This window comes from Microbacterium sp. PF5 (assembly GCF_004794315.1).
GTDB classification, from domain to species: Bacteria; Actinomycetota; Actinomycetes; order Actinomycetales; family Microbacteriaceae; genus Microbacterium; species Microbacterium sufflavum.
Map to the genome: position 1 here is coordinate 43,969 of NZ_SSDQ01000046.1, position 21,947 is coordinate 65,915.

At 71.9% G+C, this 21,947-nt stretch carries 18 protein-coding genes and 1 riboswitch; of the genes, 5 read left to right on the plus strand and 13 right to left on the minus strand.

The window, feature by feature from the left end:
* Nucleotides 1-1,443: an XRE family transcriptional regulator gene (locus tag DW297_RS02610; protein ID WP_136029081.1), complete on the minus strand. Its 1,443-nt coding sequence runs from the start codon at nt 1,441-1,443 to the stop codon at nt 1-3.
* Between the two features lie 110 nt (nt 1,444-1,553).
* On the opposite strand from DW297_RS02610, the gene DW297_RS02615 reads away from it, so the two are divergent.
* Nucleotides 1,554-3,419: a phosphoenolpyruvate carboxykinase (GTP) gene (locus DW297_RS02615; protein ID WP_205828210.1), complete on the plus strand. Its 1,866-nt coding sequence runs from the start codon at nt 1,554-1,556 to the stop codon at nt 3,417-3,419.
* 142 nt (nt 3,420-3,561) lie between these two features.
* On the opposite strand, the gene DW297_RS02620 is transcribed toward DW297_RS02615, so the two are convergent.
* The 3 genes from DW297_RS02620 to DW297_RS02635 form a co-directional block, all read right to left on the minus strand.
* The gene (locus DW297_RS02620; protein ID WP_136029083.1) at nt 3,562-5,454 is read right to left on the minus strand and encodes an ABC transporter ATP-binding protein; all 1,893 of its coding nucleotides are present in this window, start codon (nt 5,452-5,454) and stop codon (nt 3,562-3,564) included.
* A 79-nt stretch (nt 5,455-5,533) separates the two neighbouring features.
* On the minus strand, nt 5,534-5,737 hold the full coding sequence (locus tag DW297_RS02625) for an AsnC family protein (RefSeq protein WP_136029086.1): 204 nt from the start codon (nt 5,735-5,737) through the stop codon (nt 5,534-5,536).
* A gap of 392 nt (nt 5,738-6,129) precedes the next feature.
* On the minus strand, nt 6,130-7,590 hold the full coding sequence (locus tag DW297_RS02635; RefSeq protein WP_136029087.1) for an MFS transporter: 1,461 nt from the start codon (nt 7,588-7,590) through the stop codon (nt 6,130-6,132).
* A gap of 178 nt (nt 7,591-7,768) precedes the next feature.
* Between DW297_RS02635 and DW297_RS02640 the strand changes: the two genes are divergently transcribed.
* Together DW297_RS02640 and DW297_RS02645 are read left to right on the plus strand one after the other, a co-directional pair.
* The gene (locus DW297_RS02640; RefSeq protein WP_136029089.1) at nt 7,769-8,266 is read left to right on the plus strand and encodes a metallophosphoesterase family protein; all 498 of its coding nucleotides are present in this window, start codon (nt 7,769-7,771) and stop codon (nt 8,264-8,266) included.
* Nucleotides 8,263-8,790 carry a GAF domain-containing protein gene (locus tag DW297_RS02645; RefSeq protein ID WP_240744496.1) on the plus strand — a complete coding sequence of 176 codons (528 nt, stop codon included), beginning with the start codon at nt 8,263-8,265 and terminating at the stop codon, nt 8,788-8,790. Before DW297_RS02640 ends, DW297_RS02645 begins: the two co-directional genes overlap by 4 nt.
* Nucleotides 8,791-8,871: 81 nt before the next feature.
* On the opposite strand, the gene DW297_RS02650 is transcribed toward DW297_RS02645, so the two are convergent.
* The 7 genes from DW297_RS02650 to DW297_RS02680 form a co-directional block, all read right to left on the minus strand.
* Complete coding sequence (locus DW297_RS02650) at nt 8,872-9,225, minus strand: Fe-S protein (RefSeq protein WP_136029091.1); 354 nt, start codon at nt 9,223-9,225, stop codon at nt 8,872-8,874.
* A gap of 53 nt (nt 9,226-9,278) precedes the next feature.
* On the minus strand, nt 9,279-9,752 hold the full coding sequence (gene ribH / locus DW297_RS02655; protein ID WP_136029093.1) for a 6,7-dimethyl-8-ribityllumazine synthase: 474 nt from the start codon (nt 9,750-9,752) through the stop codon (nt 9,279-9,281).
* A complete protein-coding gene (gene ribA / locus DW297_RS02660; protein ID WP_136029095.1) occupies nt 9,749-11,017 on the minus strand; it encodes a GTP cyclohydrolase II in 1,269 nt (422 codons plus the stop codon). The genes ribH and ribA overlap by 4 nt, the downstream gene beginning before the upstream one ends.
* Nucleotides 11,014-11,643: a riboflavin synthase gene (locus DW297_RS02665; protein WP_136029096.1), complete on the minus strand. Its 630-nt coding sequence runs from the start codon at nt 11,641-11,643 to the stop codon at nt 11,014-11,016. The genes ribA and DW297_RS02665 overlap by 4 nt, the downstream gene beginning before the upstream one ends.
* Nucleotides 11,643-12,686: a bifunctional diaminohydroxyphosphoribosylaminopyrimidine deaminase/5-amino-6-(5-phosphoribosylamino)uracil reductase RibD gene (ribD, locus tag DW297_RS02670; protein ID WP_136029098.1), complete on the minus strand. Its 1,044-nt coding sequence runs from the start codon at nt 12,684-12,686 to the stop codon at nt 11,643-11,645. The genes DW297_RS02665 and ribD overlap by 1 nt, the downstream gene beginning before the upstream one ends.
* A gap of 65 nt (nt 12,687-12,751) precedes the next feature.
* A riboswitch (FMN riboswitch) is annotated at nt 12,752-12,896 on the minus strand.
* 72 nt (nt 12,897-12,968) lie between these two features.
* Nucleotides 12,969-13,832: an Fpg/Nei family DNA glycosylase gene (locus DW297_RS02675; RefSeq protein WP_136029100.1), complete on the minus strand. Its 864-nt coding sequence runs from the start codon at nt 13,830-13,832 to the stop codon at nt 12,969-12,971.
* Nucleotides 13,833-13,883: 51 nt separating this feature from the next.
* Nucleotides 13,884-14,447 (minus strand): GNAT family N-acetyltransferase, encoded by a 564-nt coding sequence (locus DW297_RS02680; protein WP_136029102.1) that lies wholly within the window; start codon nt 14,445-14,447, stop codon nt 13,884-13,886.
* 88 nt (nt 14,448-14,535) lie between these two features.
* On the opposite strand from DW297_RS02680, the gene mfd reads away from it, so the two are divergent.
* Nucleotides 14,536-18,102 (plus strand): transcription-repair coupling factor, encoded by a 3,567-nt coding sequence (gene mfd / locus DW297_RS02685; RefSeq protein ID WP_136029105.1) that lies wholly within the window; start codon nt 14,536-14,538, stop codon nt 18,100-18,102.
* 34 nt (nt 18,103-18,136) lie between these two features.
* The gene (locus DW297_RS02690; protein ID WP_136029107.1) at nt 18,137-18,739 is read left to right on the plus strand and encodes a gamma carbonic anhydrase family protein; all 603 of its coding nucleotides are present in this window, start codon (nt 18,137-18,139) and stop codon (nt 18,737-18,739) included.
* Nucleotides 18,740-18,802: 63 nt separating this feature from the next.
* On the opposite strand, the gene gdhA is transcribed toward DW297_RS02690, so the two are convergent.
* A complete protein-coding gene (gene gdhA, locus DW297_RS02695) occupies nt 18,803-20,173 on the minus strand; it encodes an NADP-specific glutamate dehydrogenase (protein ID WP_136029109.1) in 1,371 nt (456 codons plus the stop codon).
* A 131-nt stretch (nt 20,174-20,304) separates the two neighbouring features.
* Nucleotides 20,305-21,947: phosphoenolpyruvate carboxylase (locus tag DW297_RS02700; protein ID WP_136029112.1), on the minus strand; the 1,643-nt coding region annotated here is incomplete at its 5' end.

The window sequence follows — 21,947 nt, forward strand, 5'->3', positions numbered from 1 at the left end:
TCACTCGCTCGCGTGCCGCGCGAGGAAGTCGTACACCTCGTTGTCGTCCACGCCGGGGAAGGCGCCGCGGGGGAGCGGCGAGAACATGTGCGTGTGCACGCGGGCGCTCGGCCACGCCCGCCCCTGCCAGCGCTCGGTCAGCTCGGTCGAGGGGCGCCGGCAGCACGCCTCGTCGGGGCAGGTCGACACGGCGCGGTCGCTCGTCTCCCTGCCCCGCCACCAGCGGGCGTCGTCGAACGGCACGCCGACCGTGACGGAGAACTCGCCGTCGGTGGAGGAGCCGGTCTGGGTGGAGCACCAGAACGTCCCGGACGGGGTGTCGGTGTACTGGTGGTGCTCGACCGTGCGGTTCTGCTGCGTGAAGGCGGAGCGCGCCTGGAACTTGCGGCACACGCGCTGGCCCTCGACGGCGCCGGTGACGTCCATCGGCAGCGGCAGCCCGTCGTTCTCGTAGACGCGGGTGATGGCTCCGGTCGAGTCGACGCGCAGGAAGTGCAGCGACATGCCCAGGTGCTGCGTCATCAGGTTGGTCATCCGCATGCCGGCGGCCTCGTGCGTGACGCCGAAGCCGTCGCGGAAGTCCTCGACGGCGAGGTTGCGGTCCTTCTTCGCCTGCTGCAGGAAAGCGACGGCGGCGGTCTCGGGCATCAGGCAGCAGGCGGCGAAGTAGTTGATCTCCAGGCGCTGCTGCAGGAAGTCGGCGTAGTCGGTGGGCGGGGTGTGCCCGAGCAGGCGGTGGGCCATGGCCTGCAGTGCCATCGAGCGCAGGCCGTGTCCGCCGGGGATGGAGGCGGGCGGCAGATAGATGCGGCCGTTCTCGAGGTCGGTGACCGAGCGGGTGGAGTGCGGCAGGTCGTTGACGTAGATGAGCTCGAAGCCGAGCTTCTCCGCCATGATGCTCACGGTGCGGTGGGTGAGGGCCCCCTGCGTGTGCCCCGCCGCCTTGAGCTGTTTCTCGGCGAGCTTCTCGATCTCGGGCAGGTAGTTGTTCTGTGCGCGCATCCGCAGCCGCAGCTCGGTGTTCGCACGCCTGGCCTCCTCGGGGGTCGCGATCGCCTCGCGCTCCCTCCGCTGCAGCTCGTTGTGCAGCCCGAGGATCGACTCGATGGTCTCGTCGCTCATGCCCTTCGTGACGCGCACGGGAGCGACGCCGAGCTGGCGGAACACCGGGCTCTCCTGCGCGCGCTCCAGCTCGATCTCGAGCGCCGCACGGCGGTTGGGCGGCTCGCCGGAGATGAGGTCGGTGACCTCGGTGCCCGTGGCGTGCGCGATCGCCTGGAGCAGGGAGAGCTTGGGTTCGCGCTTGCCGTTCTCGATGAGGCTGAGCTGCGAGCCGGCGACCCCGACGACGGCGCCGAGCTCGTCGAGCGTGTACCCCTTCTGCAGGCGGTGGTGGCGGATGCGGTGACCGAGGGTCGTGAGGTGGAGTCCGGAGGGCGGCATGGTTTTGAGTGTAGCGAAAGAACATCGATTCTTTCGGCCCGATTTGTCCGAAAGTCGGGGTGGAGGCGGAAGAAGATAGGTGCAACGCCCCACACTTCTAAGGAGCAGTCATGGCCATGGCCGAAGTCATCACCCCCCGCACGTCTCCCGTCGCGACGATGCGCACGTTCGGCACGGCCCCCTCCTCCGACACCCCCGCGATGGCCGAGCTGCTCGCGTGGGTCGAAGAGATCCGGGCGCTCACCCAGCCCGACGCCGTGCACTGGGTCGACGGCTCCCGCGCCGAGAACGACTGGCTGCTGCGCGGGCTGGTCGACGAGGGCAAGCTCATCAAGCTCAACCCGGAGTGGCGTCCCGGCTCGTACCTCGCCCGCTCGCACCCGAGTGACGTCGCCCGCACCGAGGGGCGCACCTTCATCGCCTCGGAGCGCGAGGAGGACGCCGGTCCCACCAACAACTGGGCGGACCCCGCCGAGATGCGCGCCACCATGACCGAGATCTTCGCGGGCTCGATGCGCGGTCGCACGATGTACGTCGTCCCGTTCTCGATGGGTCGCGTCGGCGGACCGCTCTCGCACATCGGCGTGCAGATCACCGACAGCGCCTACGCGGTCGCCTCGATCGGCATCATGACCCGGGTGGGCGACGCCGTCACCCGCCAGATCGCGGAGGGGGCGCCGTGGGTCAAGACCGTCCACTCGGTGGGCGCTCCGCTGGCCGCGGGCGAGCCCGACGTCGAGTGGCCGTGCAACGACGAGAAGTACATCGTGCACTTCCCCGAGACGCTCGAGGTCTACTCGTACGGCTCGGGCTACGGCGGCAACGCGATCCTCGCGAAGAAGTGCTTCGCGCTGCGCATCGCCTCGGTGATCGCCCGCGACGAGGGCTGGCTCGCCGAGCACATGCTGCTCATCCGCGTGATCGATCCGCAGGGCACGGCCTACCACGTCGCTGCCGCGTTCCCCTCGGCGTGCGGCAAGACGAACCTCGCGATGCTGCGTCCGACGATCCCGGGATGGCGGGTCGAGACGCTCGGCGACGACATCGCCTGGATCCGTCCGGGCGAGGACGGGCGTCTGTGGGCCATCAACCCCGAGGCCGGCTTCTTCGGTGTCGCGCCGGGCACGGGCGAGTCCACCAACGTCACGGCCGTCGAGACGCTGTGGGGCAACACGATCTTCACGAACGTCGCGCTCCGGCCCGACGGCGACGTGTGGTGGGAGGGGCTGACCGACGAGGCGCCCGCGCACCTGATCGACTGGGAGGGCAACGACTGGACGCCCGACTCGGGTCGTCCGGCGGCGCACCCCAACTCGCGCTTCACGGTGTCGGCGGCGCAGTGCCCGCAGATCTCGGAGGACTGGGAGGAGGCCGTGCCGCTCGACGTGATCCTGTTCGGCGGGCGTCGCGCGAGCAACGTGCCGCTCGTGGTGGAGGCCACCGACTGGACGCACGGCGTGTTCCTCGGCTCGAACATCTCGTCCGAGCGCACCGCGGCGGCCGAGGGCACCGTGGGCGAGCTGCGCCGCGACCCGTTCGCGATGCTGCCGTTCTGCGGCTACAACATGGCCGATTACTTCGGGCACTGGCTGAAGGTCGGCCGCAGCGTGCGCTTCGACCGGGCGCCGCGCATCTTCCAGGTCAACTGGTTCCGCCGCGGTGCGGACGGCCGCTTCCTGTGGCCCGGCTTCGGCGACAACTCCCGCGTGGTCGACTGGATCATCCGCCGCATCTCGGGCGCCGTGCCCGCCGTTGACAGCCCCATCGGACGGCTGCCGCGCGTGGAGGACCTCAACCTCGACGGGCTCGACCTGCCGGCGGAAGACCTGGAGGAGCTCTTCTCGGTCGACCCGGAGGCGTGGAAGGTCGAGGCCGACCTGACCGAGGAGTTCTACGACACCTTCGGCGACCGCGTGCCCGCGGCGCTGCGCACCGAGCTGGCCTCGCTGCGCTACCGGCTCGCGAAGGCGTCGTAGCCCCCAGACCGGTGCCGGTTCGGGGGAGCCGGCACCTTCGGGCCCCCGTGGCCCCCAGACCCGCGAAGGCGGGGCGTCGGAGACGAACCCATGGCTGAGTGGTCTCCGGCACCCCGCCTTCGCGTTGCCCGTGCGAGTGCGGTCAGGCGAGGAGCTGGTGGCGCGCGAGGTCGCGGTACAGCGGCGTCGACTCGACCAGCTCCGCGTGGGTGCCCTGGCCGACGACCGTGCCGTCCTGCAACACGACGATGAGGTCGCTGTCGACCACCGTCGACAGCCGATGGGCGATCACGACCAGGGTGCGGTCGGTGGACGCCGCCTCGATGGCCTCGCGCATGCGCTGCTCGTTCACGCCGTCGAGCGACGACGTGGATTCGTCCAGCAGCAGGATCGGGGCGTCCGTGAGCAGTGCGCGCGCGATCGCGAGGCGCTGACGCTCGCCGCCCGACAGCATCACGCCGTCCTCGCCGACCGGCGCGTCGATGCCGAGCGGGTCGCGCTCGAGCACGTCGCCGAGGTTCACGGCGCGCAGCACCCGTTCGCAGTCGGCGTCGCTGGCGTCGGGCGACGCGAGTCGCAGATTCTCGGCGAGCGTGCCGGCGAGGGTCGGGGCGTCCTGCTCGACATAGCCGAAGTGCGCGCGCAGCTCCTCCCGCGGGTACGTGCGGGCGTCGTGGCCGTGCACCCGGATGGAGCCGCCCGTGGGGTCGTAGAAGCGCTCGATGAGCGACAGGATCGTGCTCTTGCCCGCGCCGCTCGGGCCGACCAGCGCCACCCGGGCGCCGCGCGGCACCGTGAACGACACGCCGCGCAGCACCTCGTGATCGGCGGCCTCCGCGTCGACGGGCACCGGCGCGGCGGAGTCGAGGTGAGCGTCGGCGAGCAGATCCTTGGCCGCCTTCGCCGCGGCCTGTCGTGCGGCCACGACGTTCGCGGGGTAGTGGAAGCGTACATCGCGGAACTCGATCGCGGGCGCCGCGGGGTCGTCGGCCTCGCGGGGGATCGATGCGGCGGTGGCGGCGTCGTCCTGCGACTCGGTGGGCAGGTCGAGCACCTCCTGGATGCGGCCGAGCGCGCCGAGGGCCTGGTTCACCGAGGTGATCGCCCCGAAGGTGGTCGCCAGTGGCATCACGAGCAGGAACAGGAACATGATGAACGCGATCAGCGAGGCGATCGTGATGGCGCCGGCGGCCACACGGAACCCGCCCACACCCAGCACGACGAGGAGCGACAGCTGCAGGGCGATGCCCGAGACCGGCACCACGAGAGACGAGATCTTGGCGATGCGCACACCGATGCCGTAGGCCTCGGCGGCCCGGTCGGAGACGGCTGCGGTCTCGCGCTCGGTCGCCCCCGAGGCGCGGATGGTGCGGATCGAGCCCACGGCACGCTCGACGCCGGAGGCGAGTTCGCCCACCTTCTCCTGCTGGGCGGTCGACGCGGTGCGGATGCGGCCGCTGAGCGACACCACGACCACGACCGAGACGCCGATCACGACCACGATGAGCAGCAGCAGCACCGGATCGATCAGCAGCATCGCGACCAGGGCGCCCACGAACAGGACCGCGCTGCCGACCGCATCGGCGAGACCCTGCGTGAGCACGGCGTACAGCAGGGTGGTGTCGGTGCCGACGCGCGAGACGAGGTCGCCGGTGCGGCGGGCGTCGAACTCCGCGGTGGGCAGGTGCAGGATGCGCGCGATGAGCTTGCGCCGGCTGGAGTACACCACGGCCGTTCCGGTGCGCTGCAGCAGGTAGTGCTGGAAGCCGGAGATGATCGACGACACGATCACGAAGCCGACGAGCAGCCACACCAGGACCCCGATCGTGCCGTCGGTCTGCACGGCCTCGATGACCTGGCCGACCAGCACCGGCTGCACGAGCGAGGTCGCCGCGCCGATGACGCTGAGGATCGCGACGACGATGAGGGTGCGCTTGTGCTCGAACAGGAAGGGGAGGAGCTGACGGAAGGTGGCGCGAGGGCCGTCGGGCTGTGCGCCCCGGCGGCGTCGGCGTGCTGTCGCCGTGGTGGACATGCGGGACCTCGATCCGGAGAGGGGGGTACTTCGACCGTACTCGGGGGCCGGTCGCTTCCTATGCGGCTGCTGTATGCACTCAGTGGCGCCCGAAGCGGCGATGCGCGGCCTGCTTGGTCACGCCCAGGGCGCTGGCGATCGCCTGCCACGAGTAGCCGTCGTTGCGCGCGCGGCGCACCTGCGCCTCCTCGGCGCGAGCGATCTCGATGCGGAGCCCGGCCAGGCGGTGCAGCTCGGCGAGCGGCTCGCCGCCCTCGGCCTGGGCGATCGTGATCGTGTTCATCGGACACCTCCTGCGTCAATGATCATTGACGCGCACCACCGTTGTCAATCTCTGTTGACGCACGGTGTCCACAGATCGCGAACACTGCGCATGCGCGCCACATGTGATCACGGGGGCATGGGCAGATCACCCGCCACCCGCTGCGCCGCCTGATCCCGCGCATCTGGACGCTGCGCGAGGAGGTCTCCGCATACGACGCCGGCTCCGTCGCGCTGGCGGAGGCGCTCGGCGTCCCGCTGCTCACGCTCGACCGCCGGCTGGCGAAGACCGCGGCGCGGTACTGCGATGTCGTCGTCCTCTGAGCGCTCCCGCGCGCGGACGGCGGCCCGGAGACGCGGAAACGGCCGCACCTCGCGGGGAGGGCGGCCGTTCCGGGGTTCGTCGTCGGGCGCTCAGAGCTCGGCGGAGGCTGCCAGCCCCAGGTCGTCCTCGTAGTCGTGGTCCTTCGTCTCCGGCGTGAAGATCAGCGCCACGAAGGTGAGCACGGCCATCGAGGAGAGGTACACGCCGACCAGCCACGGCTCGCCGCCGACCGCCGCCCACAGTGCCACGGCGATGAACGGGGCCACGGCCGCGCCGAGGATCGACGACACGTTGTAGGCGATCGCGGAGCCCGAGTAGCGCACGTTCGTCGGGAACAGCTCGGGCAGCAGCGCGCCCATCGGGCCGAACGTCGTGCCCATGAGCATGAACCCGAACACCAGGAACGCCTGCGTGAGCGCGCCCGTGAACTTCGGGTCGGCCTGGGGCAGCAGGAAGAGGTTGAACGACAGGCCGAACACCACGATGAGGCCCGTGACCCACAGCAGCAGCTTGCGGCGGCCGATGGCGTCGGCGATCGGACCCGACAGCAGCGTGAAGATGCCGAAGAACACCACGCCGATGATCTGCATCAGCACGAAGTCGGTGTAGCCGAAGCCGAGCCCCGGGTAGAACTGGGCCGCGAACGCCGTGGGGTCGAAGTCCTTGCCGGTCGCCTCCGCGGCGGCGCGGGCGGCGGCCGACGCGGTCTCCACGTCGGCGGCCTTGGTGCCGTACGTCAGGGTGAAGTTCGTCATCAGGTAGAACAGCACGTAGGTCGCCAGCATGATGAACGTGCCGAGGATCAGCTGCTTCCAGTGGTGGCGGAAGACGGTGGCCAGCGGCAGCTTGCGGATGGCGCCGGTCTTCTCCGCCTTCTTGAACGTGTCCGACTCGACCAGGCGCAGGCGCACCCACAGGCCGATGATGACCATGACGGCCGAGAACAGGAACGGCACCCGCCAGCCCCACGACAGGAACGCCTCCGACTTCAGCGCCGGGTCCTCGGGGTGGGGCAGGGCGAAGTTGATGGCGAGGAAGATGCCGTTCGCGATGATGAACCCGAGGGGCGCACCCAGCTGCGGGAACGACCCGTACCAGGCGCGCTTGCCCTTCGGGGCGTTCTCGGTCGCGACCAGCGCCGCGCCCGACCACTCGCCGCCGAGCGCGAAGCCCTGGGCGAGGCGCAGCACGAGCAGCAGCAGCGGCGCGACCCAGCTGATCTGCTGGAACGTGGGCAGCAGGCCGATCACGAAGGTCGCGATGCCCATCGTGAGCAGGGACGCGACGAGCGTCGCCTTGCGGCCGAACTTGTCGCCGAAGTGGCCGAACACGACTGCGCCGATCGGGCGGGCGACCATCGCGGCGCCGAACACGGCGAACGACGACAGCAGCGAGGCGGTGTCGTTGGTGCTGGGGAAGAAGAGCGTCGGGAACACCAGGACCGCTGCCGTCGCGTAGACGTAGAAGTCGTAGAACTCGATGGTGGTGCCGACGAGGCTCGCGGTGATGACGCGCGAGCGGGGATTCGCGGGGGCGGGGGCGCTGCTCATGGGGTCTCTTTCTCGGATGTCGCCGCTGGTATACCAGGACCCGGGCGAGTCTACGCCTTCCTGGGAGTTGCCTGAACGCGGATGACGCTGCCCGGTCCCGGCGGCGCGCCACCCCCGTAGAGTCGGAGCACACGACGCGGAACGCACGACACGGAGCACACGACGCGGGGGAGCCGATATGACGACGCGGATGCTGCTGCTGGCCGACACGCACGTGCCGAAGCGCGCCAAGCGACTGCCCGACGCCGTGCTGCGCGCCGTCGACGAGGCCGACGTGGTGGTGCACGCGGGCGACTGGGTCGACGAGGCCACGCTCGATCTCCTCGCCGAGCGCGCCGCGGTGCTGCACGCCGTGTTCGGCAACAACGACGGCCCCGGTCTGCGCGGCCGGCTGCCCGAGGTCGCCCGGTTCCGGGTGGAGGACACGTCCGTCGCGGTGATCCACGAGACCGGGGGCGCGGCGGGGCGGGAGCGGCGCATGGACGCGGCGTTCCCCGACGACGACCTCCTGGTGTTCGGGCACTCGCACATCCCGTGGGACACGGTGACCCCGCGCGGCCTGCGTCTGCTGAACCCGGGGTCGCCGACCGACCGCCGCCGTCAGCCCGTGTGCACCCTGATGACGGTCGTGATCGACGGCGCCGACATCGACGCGACCCTCGTGCCGCTCTCGTGAAAGAGCCTCCCGCCGCCTCCGGCCCCGAGGTCGTCGCGGAGCCGCTGGCCTACCGCGCACCGATGCGCTCGCGCGACGACGCGGTGCCCGACGGTGCCGGAGCCGAGCGCGGTCTCACGCGCGGCCTGGTGGGGATGGGAGGACGGCTGGAGCGGGTGCCCTCGTCGCCGGCAGAGGCGCTGTCGGCGGTGGACGCCCGCTGGGGCGAGCGCGCCGCCCGACGCCTCGAGCGCTTCGTGGCGCTGCCGGAGGGCACCTTCGTCTGGACCCGTGACGGAGACGGCCTGCTCTGGCTCGGGCGGCTCGACGGCTCGTGGTGGTACGACGGTTCGGCGGAGGCCGCGGCGGTCGACCTCGTGCACGTGCGGTCGTGCGTGTGGCTTCCGGCCCCCGTGGCCCCGGCCGTGGCTCCCGCCGCCGTCACCGCAACGTTCGCGCGCGGCGGTCGCAACGGTCAGCGCATCGGGACGCCGGGAGCGGGTGCGGCGACCGCAGCGGTGTGGGAGCGCATCGTCGGCGGATGATCCCCGCGGTCGCTCAGACCGCGGAGGTGTCAGGGGTCGGCGCCGGACGGGTCAGCGCCAGACGGGTCAGCGCCGGACGGGTCAGCGCCAGATGACGGCCATGCCGGCGTTGGCCAGCGCGAGGATGCCGATGAGCCAGAACACGGCGGAGGGCACCGCCTCGCCGCGCTTCTGCCGCGCGGAGCCGATGCCCAGGAGCGCACCGATCACGAGGAGCACCACGAGCTTCACGCCGATCTTGACGTAGTTCAGGTCGTACTCGATGCCCCACGGAGCGGCCAGCGCCAGTCCGGCGACACCGGCGATCAGCAGGCCGTAATCCATCAGCCGGGTGATCTGCCGCTTGCCGCCGAACGCCTGGGCCGCCCAGGCGCCGAACAGCACCGCGAAGCCGATGAGGTGGACGAACACGACGATGTGGCGCAGGATCTCCATGCCCTCACCGTACGTGAGGGGGGTACTGCGCCGCTAGCAAGGCCGCCCTGACCTCAGCCGCGCAGCTCCCGGATCACGAGGGCCGTGCGCAGCGCAGCGTCGGCCGCCTCCGCGCCCTTGTCCTCCTTCGAGCCCTCGAGACCCGCGCGGTCCAGGCCCTGCTTCTCGTCGTCGAGGGTCAGCAGGCCGAAGCCGACCGGCCGTCCCGCGTCGAGCGACACCCGGGTGAGGCCGTCGGTGGCCGCGGCGGACACGTACTCGAAGTGGGGGGTGCCGCCGCGGATGATCACGCCGAGCGCGACCACCGCGTCGGCACCTCCGGCGAACGCGGCCTGCGCGGCCACCGCGAGCTCGAACGAGCCAGGCACCCGCACGAGCGTGTGCGACGCCTGCGCCTCGTCGAGCACCCGCTGCGTGCCCGCGATCAGTCCGTTCGAGATGGTCTCGTGCCACGTGCCGGCGATCACGACGACGTGCAGTCCCCGCCCGTCGATGCTCCCGGCCTTCGGTGCTCCTGCGCCGCTCATTCCTCGTCCTTCCCGGCCGCGAGGGCCTGGGCGAGCTCTGCCTCGCCGATGATGTGACCCATCCGGTCACGCTTGGTCTCCAGGTACTGGTGGTTGTTCGGGCCGACGCCCACGATCAGCGGCACCTGCTCCACCACGTCGAGCCCCAGCTCGCGCAGCTGGTTCACCTTGTCGGTGTTGTTGGTCAGCAGTCGCACCTTCGACACGCCGAGGTCGGCGAGGATGCCGGCCGCGGCGGCGTAGTCGCGCGCATCGGCGGGCAGCCCGAGCGCGAGGTTCGCATCGACCGTGTCCAGGCCGTCCTCTTGAAGGCTGTAGGCGCGGAGCTTGTTGATCAGCCCGATGCCGCGCCCCTCGTGCCCGCGCATGTAGACCACGACCCCGCCGTCCTGCTCGATCGCGTCGAGCGCGGCGTCGAGCTGCGGTCCGCACTCGCACTTCAGCGACCCGAACGCCTCGCCCGTCAGGCACTCGGAGTGCACGCGCACGAGGGCGGTCTCGCTCAGCTCGCCCGACACGACCGCGATGTGGTCGGTGCCGGTCACGCGATCCTTATAGGCGAGGAACCGGAACGAGCCGTGCTCGGTGGGCACGGTCGCGTCGGCGCGCAGGCTCACCCGGCGACCGCGGTGCGCGGCCGGCGTCGCCCCCGCGGGGTCGATCTCGTTGAGGTGCGCGATGAGCTGCTCGATCGTGATGACGGGCACACCGTCACGCGCGCCCAGCTCGATCAGTCCCGGCAGCCGCATCATGCTGCCGTCCTCCGCCACGACCTCGGCGATCGCGCCGACCGGTCGCAGACCCGCGAGCTTCATCAGCTCGACAGCGGCCTCGGTGTGGCCGCTGCGCTCGCGCACGCCGCCGTCCACCGCGCGCAGCGGCAGCACGTGCCCGGGGCGGATGATGCTCGTCGCGGTCGAGTCGGGGTTCGCGAGCACGTTGAGGGTGCGGGCCCGGTCGCTCGCGCTGATGCCGGTGGTCACGCCGTCGGCGGCGTCCACGCTCACCGTGTACGCGGTGGAGCGGGCGTCCTCGCTCGCCGCGACCATGGGCGGCAGGTTCAGCTGATCGGCCAGGTCGGCGGGCATGGGCGCGCACAGGAACCCCGACGACCAGCGCACGGTCCACGCGACCCACTCGGGCGTCGCCAGCTCCGCCGAGAGCACCACGTCGCCCTCGTTCTCGCGGTTCTCGTCGTCGGCCACGAGGACCGGCCGTCCGGCGCGCAGTGCCTCCAGGGCCTCGGGGATGGATGACAGGCTCATCGCGAGCCCCCTTCCGGTGCGGCGCGGAACGCGAGCAGACGCTCGACGTGCCGCGCGAGGATGTCGGTCTCGAGGTTCACGCGGTCACCGACCGCGCGGGTTCCGAGCGTGGTGGCGGCGAGCGTCTCCGGGATGAGCGACACCTCGAACCACGGCGCCGCCTCGTCGGGCGCGCTCACGGCGCTCACGGTCAGCGAGGTGCCGTCCACCGAGATGGAGCCCTTGTCGACCACGAGCGGCGCGAGATCGTGGGGCAGGCCGATCCGCAGCACGCTCCACTGCGCACCCGGCCGCACCTCCCGCACCTCGCCGGTGCCGTCGACGTGGCCCTGGACGATGTGCCCGCCGAGCCGCGCGCCCACCGGCATCGCCTTCTCGATGTTCACGCGCGTGCCGACCACGGCCGATCCGATCGCGGCGACGTCGAGCGTCTGCTTCATCACGTCGGCGTCGAACGTGTCGGCGGTCGAGTCGACCACGGTCAGGCACACGCCCGACACCGCGATCGACTCGCCGTGCACGGCGTCGGCCGCGGCCCTCGGCGCGCGCACGGTGAGCCGCCAGCCGTCGCCGGACTCCGCGATCGCCGTGATCTCGCCGATCTCCTCGATGATTCCGGTGAACATCACCAGGCACCTTCCTGCTCGGGGGCGTGGGGGTCTGTGAAGCGGGCGACGGCCAGGAGGTCGGCGCCGAGCGGCACCCACTCCTCGACGGTCAGCCGGCGCGCCTCGTCGATGCGGGAGACGCCGATGTCGGTGAGCGCGAGGCGGCCCCCGCCCAGCAGCACCGGTGCGACGTACGCGAGCACGCGATCCGCGAGTCCCGCCGCGACGAATGCGCTGGCCAGGGTCGGCCCGCCCTCCACGAACACGCTGTGGTGGCCGCGATCGTGCAGGTCGGCGAGCACCGCGGGCAGCTCGTGGGTGTCGTAGAAGAGGGGAGCGTGCGGGTGCCGGTGCACCGCCGCGTGTGCGGGCGTCGCGCGGGCGCCGATCACGACCGGCACGGGCTGCCGCGGGTGGAGGGCGTCACCGTCGCGCGCGGTCAGAGCCGGGTCGTCGGCCAGCACGGTGCCGGTGCCCACGACGATCGCGTCGGCCTCGGCACGACGGCGGTGCACGTCGGCGCGCGCCTCGGGGCCGGTGATCCATCGACTGGAGCCGTCGTCCGCGGCGGCACGGCCGTCGAGGCTCTGCGCCCACTTGACCGTGACGTGCGGGCGGCCCAGGCGCTTCGCGGTGAGCCAGGAGGCGATCAGCGCCTCGGCCTCCGCGGCGCGCACGCCCGACTCCACGTCGACCCCGGCGGCGCGGAGCCGCTCGGCCCCGCCGCCGGACACCTCGCCCGGATCGTCGAGGGCGTAGACCACGCGGGCGACCCCGGCCTCGATGAGAGCCACGGCGCAGGGACCCGTGCGGCCGGTGTGGTTGCACGGCTCGAGCGTCACGACCGCGGTCGCCCCGCGCGCGGCACCCGCCGGGAGCTTCGACAGCGCATCGACCTCGGCGTGCGCGGTGCCGGAGCCGCGGTGCCACCCCTCGGCCAGCACCTCACCGGCGGGGGAGAGGAGCACGGCGCCCACCTGCGGATTGACCCCGCGGGGGCCGCGGGCGGCGAGCTCGAGCGCGCGGTCCATCGCACGCTGCTCGATCGCGGTCACTGCCATCCGTCGTCCTCTCTGCGGCCTCGGGGCTCTCGCAGGGGTGGCGGAACGGACGCACACGCGTGCGCCTCGTGCTGCCTCCCTTCCGGACTAGCGAGGTCACCCTCGCATCACCGTCGGTCCCGGAGTTCCACCGGATCGGCATCCCGATCACTCGAGACGCTCGCGGACTGTCACCGCCGGTTCGGATTCCCACCGACCCCGGAGCACGTTGCTGCTCTGAGTGTACTCAACACGGTCGGCGCGATTTCATTCCGTGGCATGGATCCGCGCGCAGCGCCGATCTCACTTCAGCAGGCGCGAGAGGCGGCGGTCGGCGAGCACCTTGCCGCCCGTCTGGCACGTGGGGCAGTACTCGAGCGACCGGTCGGCGAAGAACACGCTGCGCACGGTGTCTCCGCACACGGGGCACGCCTCGCCGCGGCGCGCGTGCACCTGCATGCCGCGGCGCTTGGCGTCTTTCAGGTCGGCGGGCGGCTTCCCGGAGGCCGCGGCCACCGCCTCGCGCAGCGTCTCCTGCATCGCCGCGAACAGCCGGTCGACCTCGGCGTCGTCGAGCGTCGCGGCGATCGCATAGGGCGACATGCGTGCGGCGTGCAGGATCTCGTCGGAGTAGGCGTTGCCGATGCCCGCGATCACGCCCTGGTCGCGCAGCAGCCCCTTGATCTGCATGCGCCGCCCCTCCAGCAGGCCGGCGAAGTCCGCCCGCGTGAAGGCCGGGTCGAGCGGGTCGGGACCGAGGCGGGCGATGCCGGGCACCTCCTGCGGATCGCGCACGACGTACACCGCGAGCGACTTCTTCGTACCGGCCTCCGTCAGGTCGAACCCGCTGCCGTCGTCGAGCGCGACACGCAGGGCGATGGGCGTCTTCCCCGGCTTGATGAGCGTGGTCGGCAGGGTCTCGTACCAGCGCAGCCAGCCCGCCTTCGCCAGGTGGAACACGAGGTGCAGCTCCGCACCGCACGACAGCACGACGAACTTGCCCAGCCGCGCGGCCGCGGTGATCTCGGCGCCGTGGAGCGCCGTGATGGGCGGGTCGTACGTCTTCAGCGCCGCGATGGCCGAGACCGACGCGCGGGTGATCGTGCGTCCGACCGCGCGCTCGCCGAGGAACGCGACGAGTCCTTCGACCTCCGGCATCTCGGGCATGCAGCCATCCTGTCACCGGCCTCCGACGCTGTCACGCCTCGCCGGCAGCCGTCACAGCACGGGCCACTCGACCGGGGTGCGGTCGTCGGTGGCGAGCAGCCCGGCGACCCAGCCGTCGTCGCGGCCGCGCTGACTCGTGAGGGCCTGGCGCTGCGTGCCCTCGAACCGGAAGCCGAGGGCGCGGGCGGCCCGTGCCGACGGCACGTTGCCCACCACGGCCTGCCAGCGGATGCGCGCGAGCCCGAGCTCGGCGAACCCCCAGTCCAGCACCGCGCGGGCCGCCTCGGTCAGGTAGCCCTGCCCGCGGGCGTCCGCGACCATCCAGTAGCCGAGTTCGGCACTGCCACCCGCGGCGTGGCCCGCGATGTGGTGCAGGCCGATGACGCCCACGAGCACGCCGTCCGCGAAGATGCCCCACACGGTCTGGGAGCCGTCCGCCCACCAGTCGGCGACGAGCGCGACGAAGTCCTCCGCGTCCTGCCGGAAGTACGGGTTCGGGACGGTCGTCCAGCGGGGGATCTCCGGGTCCTGGCAGGCCGCGGTGATCGCGTCGACGTCCGCCTCCGTCGGGGCATGCAGGACGAGGCGGGCGGTGGTGAGGGTGACCGGAGGCATCCCTCCAGCCTAGGACGGCCGAGCCGGCCGCCCGGTCGGCGAGGGGGACGTCGACCGCGGTGTCGGTGGGCGCGATTAGGCTTGTCCGGTGACTGTTCCGGGGATTCTGCGCGCCTTGGAAGAGGCGTCTCTGTTTCGTGACGCTCTCGCCTGGGCGCATACCGACGCCGACCTCGGACTGGTCGACGGCCTCGATGCGCCCACGCTCGCCGGGCTCCTCGCCAAGCGCGCCGCGGCCGGGCACCCCGCCGCGTTGCTCGCCGTGGTGCCGACCGGGCGCCGGGCCGAGACGCTCGCCGCGGCGATGTCGGCCTACGTGCCCGATGCCGAGGTGCTCACGTTCCCGGCATGGGAGACCCTGCCGCACGAGCGGCTGAGCCCGAGCCCCGACACCGTCGGGCAGCGCCTGCAGACCCTGCGCCGCATCGCCGAGTGGTCGGGCGACCACCCCCTCGTGGTCGTCGCCTCCGTGCGCGCCGCGCTGCAGCCGATCGCCGGCAACCTGGGCGAGATCGCCCCGCTCGACCTCGCCGTCGGCAGCCGGGGGCACGAGCTCGACCACGTCGCGGAGCAGCTGGTCGAACGCGCATACTCCCGCGTGGACATGGTGTCGCGGCGCGGTGAGTTCGCCGTGCGCGGCGGCATCCTCGACGTGTTCCCTCCCACGTCGGAGCACCCCTACCGCGTGGAGTTCTTCGGCGACGAGATCGACCAGATCCGGGCGTTCTCCGTGGCCGATCAGCGCTCGCTCCCCGGCGACGTCCCCGCGGTCGACCTGCCGCCCAGCCGCGAGCTGCTGCTCACCGCCGACGTGCGCGACAGGGCGCGCGCGCTGATCGGCGGGTTCCCGGCCATCGCGGGCATGCTCGAGAAGATGGCCGAGGGCATCCCGGTCGAGGGCATGGAGTCGCTGCTGCCCGCCGTGGCCGGTCCGCTGAAGTCGCTCGTGGAGTACCTGCCGCCCGGCAGCGCGACCGCGGTGGTCGACCCCGAGCGGGCGACCGCGCGGGCGATCACCCTCGGCGACACGAACCGCGAGTTCCTCGACGCCGCGTGGAGCGCGGCGACCTCCGGGGCCTCGGCTCCCATCGACCTCGGCGCGGGCGACTTCCTCACGGTCGCCGACCTGCGCGACGTGGTGCGCGACCGCGGCGGCGTGTGGTGGCGGCTCAGCCCGTTCGGCATCGGCGACGCCGACCCGGAGAGCGTCGAGGCGTCGGCGGTCATCCCGTCGTTCCACGGCAACGTCGACGGGGCGATCGCCTTCGTCGACGCGAAGGTCGCCGACGGGTGGCGCGTCGTGGTGATCGCCACGGGACACGGGCTCGTCGACCGCGCGCGCGACGTGCTGTCCGACCGGGGCATCGCGGCCCGCGCGGTGGAGTCGCTGACCGAGGCCCCCGACCCCGGGGTCGCGACGCTCGTGACCGGTGCGGTCGAGGCGGGGTTCCAGGTGCCGGAGGCGAAGCTCGCCGTCCTCACCGACAACGAGTTCTACGGCCGCACGATCGGCGGCGACCAGCGCGTGGTGAAGAAGCTCGCCTCGCGCCGGAAGAACGTGGTCGACCCCCTCCAGCTCAAGCAGGGCGACTTCGTGGTGCACGCCACGCACGGCATCGGCCGCTTCGTGGAGATGACGCAGCGCGAGGTGTCGACGGGCGGCCGCCACGCCGCGAAGTCCGTGCGCGACTACCTCGTGCTGGAGTACGCCCCGTCCAAGCGCGGCTACCCGGGTGACAAGCTCTTCGTGCCCACCGACCAGCTCGACCTGCTCTCCAAGTACGTCGGCGGTGAGGCCCCGACGCTGTCGAAGATGGGCGGCAGTGACTGGGCGCAGGCCAAGGGCAAGGCCCGCAAAGCCGTGCGCGACATCGCGGTCGAGCTCGTGAAGCTCTACTCCGCGCGCATGAGCGCCAAGGGGCACGCGTTCGGTCCGGACACCCCGTGGCAGCGCGAGCTGGAGGAGGCGTTCCCGTTCGCCGAGACCCATGACCAGCTGCAGACCATCGACGAGATCAAGGCCGACATGGAGCGGCCCATCCCGATGGACCGGCTGCTGTCGGGCGACGTCGGCTTCGGCAAGACCGAGGTCGCGGTGCGCGCGGCGTTCAAGGCCATCCAGGACGGCAAGCAGGTCGCGATGCTCGTGCCGACGACGCTGCTGGTGAAGCAGCACCTGGAGACGTTCACGGAGCGCTTCGCCGGCTTCCCGGTGAAGGTGCGGCCGCTGTCGCGCTTCCAGACCGACAAGGAGGCGAAGCTGACGCTGCAGGGCCTTCTCGACGGCACGGTCGACATGGTCATCGGCACGCACCGCATCCTCACCGATCAGGTGATGTTCAAGGACCTCGGCCTGATGATCATCGACGAGGAGCAGCGCTTCGGCGTGGAGCACAAGGACGCGCTGAAGAAGATGAAGACCAACGTCGACATCCTCGCCATGAGCGCGACCCCGATCCCGCGCACCCTGGAGATGGCGGTCACCGGCATCCGGGAGATGTCCACGCTCGCGACGCCGCCGGAGGACCGGCACCCGATCCTCTCGTTCGTCGGGCCGCGCAGCGACAAGCAGATCGCCGCCGCCATCCGGCGCGAGATCCTGCGCGAGGGCCAGGTGTTCTTCGTGCACAACCGTGTGCAGTCCATCCAGCGGATCGCGGCCCAGCTCGCCGAGCTCGTGCCGGAGGCGCGCATCGCGGTCGCGCACGGGCAGATGGGGGAGCATGCGCTGGAGCAGGTGGTCGACGACTTCTGGGAGCGCAAGTTCGACGTGCTCGTCTCGACCACCATCATCGAGACCGGCCTCGACATCTCCAACGCCAACACGATCATCATCGACCGCGCCGACAAGTACGGCCTGAGCCAGCTGCACCAGCTCCGCGGACGCGTGGGCCGCGGACGCGAGCGCGCCTACGCGTACTTCCTCTACGACGACATGAAGCCGCTGAGCGAGACCGCGGCCGACCGCTTGCAGACCATCGCGGTCAACAACGACCTCGGCTCGGGCATGCAGGTGGCGCTGAAGGACCTGGAGCTGCGCGGGGCGGGCAACCTGCTCGGCGCGGAGCAGGCGGGGCACATCGCCGGCGTCGGCTTCGACCTGTACCTGCGCATGATCGGTGAGGCCGTCGCGACGTTCCGCGGCGAAGAGGTCGAGACGGGGCAGGAGCTGCGACTGGAGCTGCCGTTGGACGCGCGCATCCCCGAGGACTACATCGACAGTGAGCGCCTGCGTCTGGAGGCGTACCAGAAGCTGTCCGCCGCCTCGGCCGCGACCGCCAAGGACGATGCGATCGACCTCGTGCAGGAGGAGCTCATCGACCGCTACGGCACCCCGCCGGAAGAGGTCGCCGGGCTCTTCGCGATCGCGCGACTGCGCCGCAGGGCCGCCCGCGCCGGGCTCACCGACGTGGTGGCGATGGGGTCGAACCTCCGCATCGCGCCGGCGCGGCTGGAGGACTCCATCAAGGTGCGGCTGCAGCGGCTCTACCCGAAGGCGAAGCTCGTGGCCGGGGGAGAGGCGCTGGTGGTGCCGATGCCCACCGTCGCCGCGGCCGTCGGCGTCGGTGTGGAGCCGCTGCCCGACGCGCAGCTGCTGGAGTGGGTCGGCCAGCTGTTCACCGCGATCTTCCCGGAACCCGCCACGACCCCGTAGCGGACGGCCGGGGCCCCGGGGCTAGTCTGGCCGCATGTTGTACGAGCACCTCGGGGCTCGCCCCCGCATCCATGACACCGCCGTCGTCGCCCCCACCGCCGTGATCTCCGGCGATGTGGAGGTCGGTCCGGGCTGCCAGGTGCTGCACGGCGCCGTGATCACCGCCGAGGGCGGCCCGATCACGCTCGGCGCACACGTGATCGTGATGGAGAACGCGCTGATCAGGGCGACCGCGGCGAACGCGGTGCACATCGGCGACCACACCCTCATCGGCACGCTCGCGAGCATCGCCGGCGCGACCGTGGGCGAGGAGGTGTTCTTCGCCTCGGGCGCCCGCATCTTCAACGGTGCTCTGGTGGGCAGCCGCTGCGAGGTGCGCGTCAACGCGATCGTGCACCGGCGCGCGGTGCTGCCCGAGGGGACGGTCGTGCCGATCGGATGGGTCGCGGTCGGCGATCCGGTGCAGCTGCTCTCGCCGGACCGGGCGGACGAGATCGCGGCGGCGCAGCCCGAGCTCGACTTCCCCGGGCACGTGTTCGGGGTCGACCGGGACACCCCCGACCTCATGGTGCAGCTCACCGAGCGCTACGGGAGCTCCCTCGCGCGGCACGCCGACGACCGATCCGTCGGTCCGTAGCCGCGCGGGCGCGCAGAGACGAAGCCGAGCACCCCGCCGATGCCCGGCTTCGCCGGCTCGATGTCAGATGACGCCCTGCGCGAGCATGGCAGCGGCGACCCTCTCGAATCCTGCGATGTTGGCCCCCGCGACGTAGTCGCCGGGAACCCCGTACCGTTCCGCGGCGTCGAACGCGGCGCCGTGGATATCCGCCATGATCTCACGGAGCTTGCTCTCGCTGTCGGCGAAGGTCCACCGCTGGCGCGAGGCGTTCTGGCTCATCTCCAGCGCGGAGGTGGCCACACCGCCCGCGTTGGCCGCCTTGCCGGGGGCGAACAGCACACCCGCCCGCTGGAACGCCTCGACGGCCTCGGGCACGCACGGCATGTTGGCGCCCTCGGAGACCGCCTGCACACCGCCGGCGATCAGCGCCTCGGCGTCGGCCAGGCTCACCTCGTTCTGCGTGGCGGACGGCACGGCGATGTCGACCGGCACCTCCCACACGCTGCCGCCCTCGACGAACCGTGCGCTGGGGCGGCGGCGGGCGTACTCGACGATGCGGGCGCGCTCGACCTCCTTCAGCTGACGCAGCAGGTCGAGGTCGATGCCGGCGTCGTCGACGACGTAGCCGGAGGAGTCGGAGGCGGTGACCGCGGTCGCCCCGAGCTGCGCGGCCTTCTGGATCGCGTAGAGGGCGACGTTGCCGGAGCCGGAGATGCCGACGCGCTTGCCCGCCAGCGAGTCGCCGCGGACGGCGAGCATCTCCTGCGCGAAGAACACGGCGCCGTAGCCGGTGGCCTCCGTGCGCACCTCGGCCCCACCCCAGCCGGTGCCCTTGCCGGTGAACATGCCCGACTCGTGGCGGTTGGTGACCTTGCGGTACTGGCCGAACAGGTAGCCGATCTCGCGGCCGCCCACGCCGATGTCGCCGGCGGGGACGTCGGTGTGCTCGCCGAGGTGGCGGTACAGCTCGTTCATGAACGACTGGCAGAAGCGCATGACCTCGGCGTCGGACTTGCCGTGCGGGTCGAAGTCGGAGCCGCCCTTGCCGCCGCCGATGCCCTGACCGGTGAGCGCGTTCTTGAAGATCTGCTCGAAGCCGAGGAACTTGATGATCGACAGGTTCACCGAGGGGTGGAAGCGCAGGCCGCCCTTGTACGGGCCGAGCACGGAGGAGAACTGGATGCGGTAGCCGCGGTTGACCTGCAGCTTCCCCGCGTCGTCGACCCACGGCACGCGGAACAGGATCTGCCGCTCGGGCTCGACCAGGCGCTCGAGGATGCCGCCGTCGACGTATTCCGGGTGGCGCTCCAGCACGGGGGCGATCGAGTGCAGCACCTCGTGCACGGCCTGGTGGAACTCCGGCTCGTGCGGGCTGCGGGAGAGCACCGTGTCGAACACGGGCTGCACGGAGTCGGCGAGCGGATGGAAGTCGGCAGTGGTCGTGACGGTCACGCGGGAAGGACTTTCTGGTGGGGGATGGGGTGCTGGCGATCGTGTCGCGTCAGGGCGGTGCCGGTTGGGCCGAGCTCTCACTCTAGCGTCGGCGCCCGAGGGCCCCGCGCCACGCGACGGGCGGCCGCGGCTCAGCCGGTGTTCTGCAGTCCGGCCGCGACGCCGCTCACGGAGAGCAGCAGGAGGCGCTGCTGTTCCGCGTCGGCGCCCGAGCCCTCCGGCTGCGGCGCGGCCGAGCGCAGGGCCCGGAGCGCGCGCAGCTGCAGCAGCGACAGCGCGTCGACGTAGGGGCTGCGCAGCTGCACGGCGCGCTGCAGCACGGGCTTGTTCTCGAGCAGGCCGTCGCCGCCGGTCAGCCGCACGACCCACTGGCGCGTGAGCGCGAGCTCGTCGAGCACGAGCGCCGCCAGGTCGTCGCGGTCGCCGAGGGCCAGGTACTGCCGGGCGATGCGCTCGTCGGTCTTGGCGAGGCTCATCGCGACGTTGTCGACCATGGTGTGCAGCAGCGGCCACTCGCGGTACGCCTCACGCAGCAGGTCCTGGTCGCCGACGGCCTCCAGGGCGGTGCCGAGACCGAACCAGCCGGCGAGGTTGATGCGCGCCTGGGTCCACGCGAACACCCACGGGATCGCCCGCAGGTCTTCCAGCGACTCGACCGACAGTCCGCGTCGGGCGGGGCGGGAGCCGAGTGCCAGCAGCCCGATCTCCTCCATCGGGGTCACCGTGGCGAACCACGGCGCGAAGCCCTCGGCCTTGACGAGCGAGAAGAAGCGCTCGCGGGAGGCCGCGTCCATCGTGGCGGCCACCTCGGCGTAGCGCTCGGCCGCGCGGCTGGTGCGCTCCTCCACCGTGGGGGAGGAGGCGAGCAGCGTGGCGGCGGCGACCTGGTCGATGTGCCGCATGGCGATCGCGGGCTCGCCGTAGCGCGCGAAGATCACCTCGCCCTGCTCGGTGAGCTTGAACCGGCCGTCGACGGAGTGCGGCGGCTGGGCGAGGATGGCGGAGTTGGCGGGGCCGCCGCCGCGCCCGAGGGCGCCGCCGCGACCGTGGAACAGCGTGAGCTCGATGCCCGACTCCTGCGCCCAGCGGGCGATGGTGGCCTGCGCCGCGTACAGCGCGAGGTTCGCGGCGACCGGGCCCACGTCCTTCGACGAGTCGGAGTAGCCGAGCATCACCTCGAGGCGGTTGCCTGTGGCGGCCATCCGCTCGCGGAACTCGGGGAACGTGACGACCTCGGCGAGGATCGCCGGCGCGGCCTGCAGGTCGGCGAAGGTCTCGAACAGCGGCACGACATCGAGCACCGGGGCGTCGTCGCCGAGGGCGTACCGGGCGAGGCGGTGCACGTTCGCGAGGTCGGACGCGGCCTGGGTGAACGAGACGACGTAGCGCCCTGCCGCCCGCAGCCCGCGGTCGCGCTGGATGTCCGCGATCGCACGGAACACCTCCAGCACCTCCTCGGTCTGGGCGCTGATCGGGCCGCCCGCGTCGAGCTCGGCGAGGGCCGTGGCGTGCACCTGGGAGTGCTGGCGCACCTCGAGCTCGGTCAGGTGGAAGCCGTAGGTCTCCACCTGCCAGATCAGGTGCTGCACCCCGCCGAACGCGTGCCGACGGGCGCCGGCCGCGGCGAGCGAGGACTGCACGGCACGCAGGTCGGCCAGCAGCTCGTCCGGTCGGGTGTACGCGTGCTCGCTGTCCCCGAGCCGGGTCGCGGCCACCCGCCGCGCGAGCACGAGCAGCACGCGGCGGTGCGGCTCCTCCGGCGACCGGGCGGCGA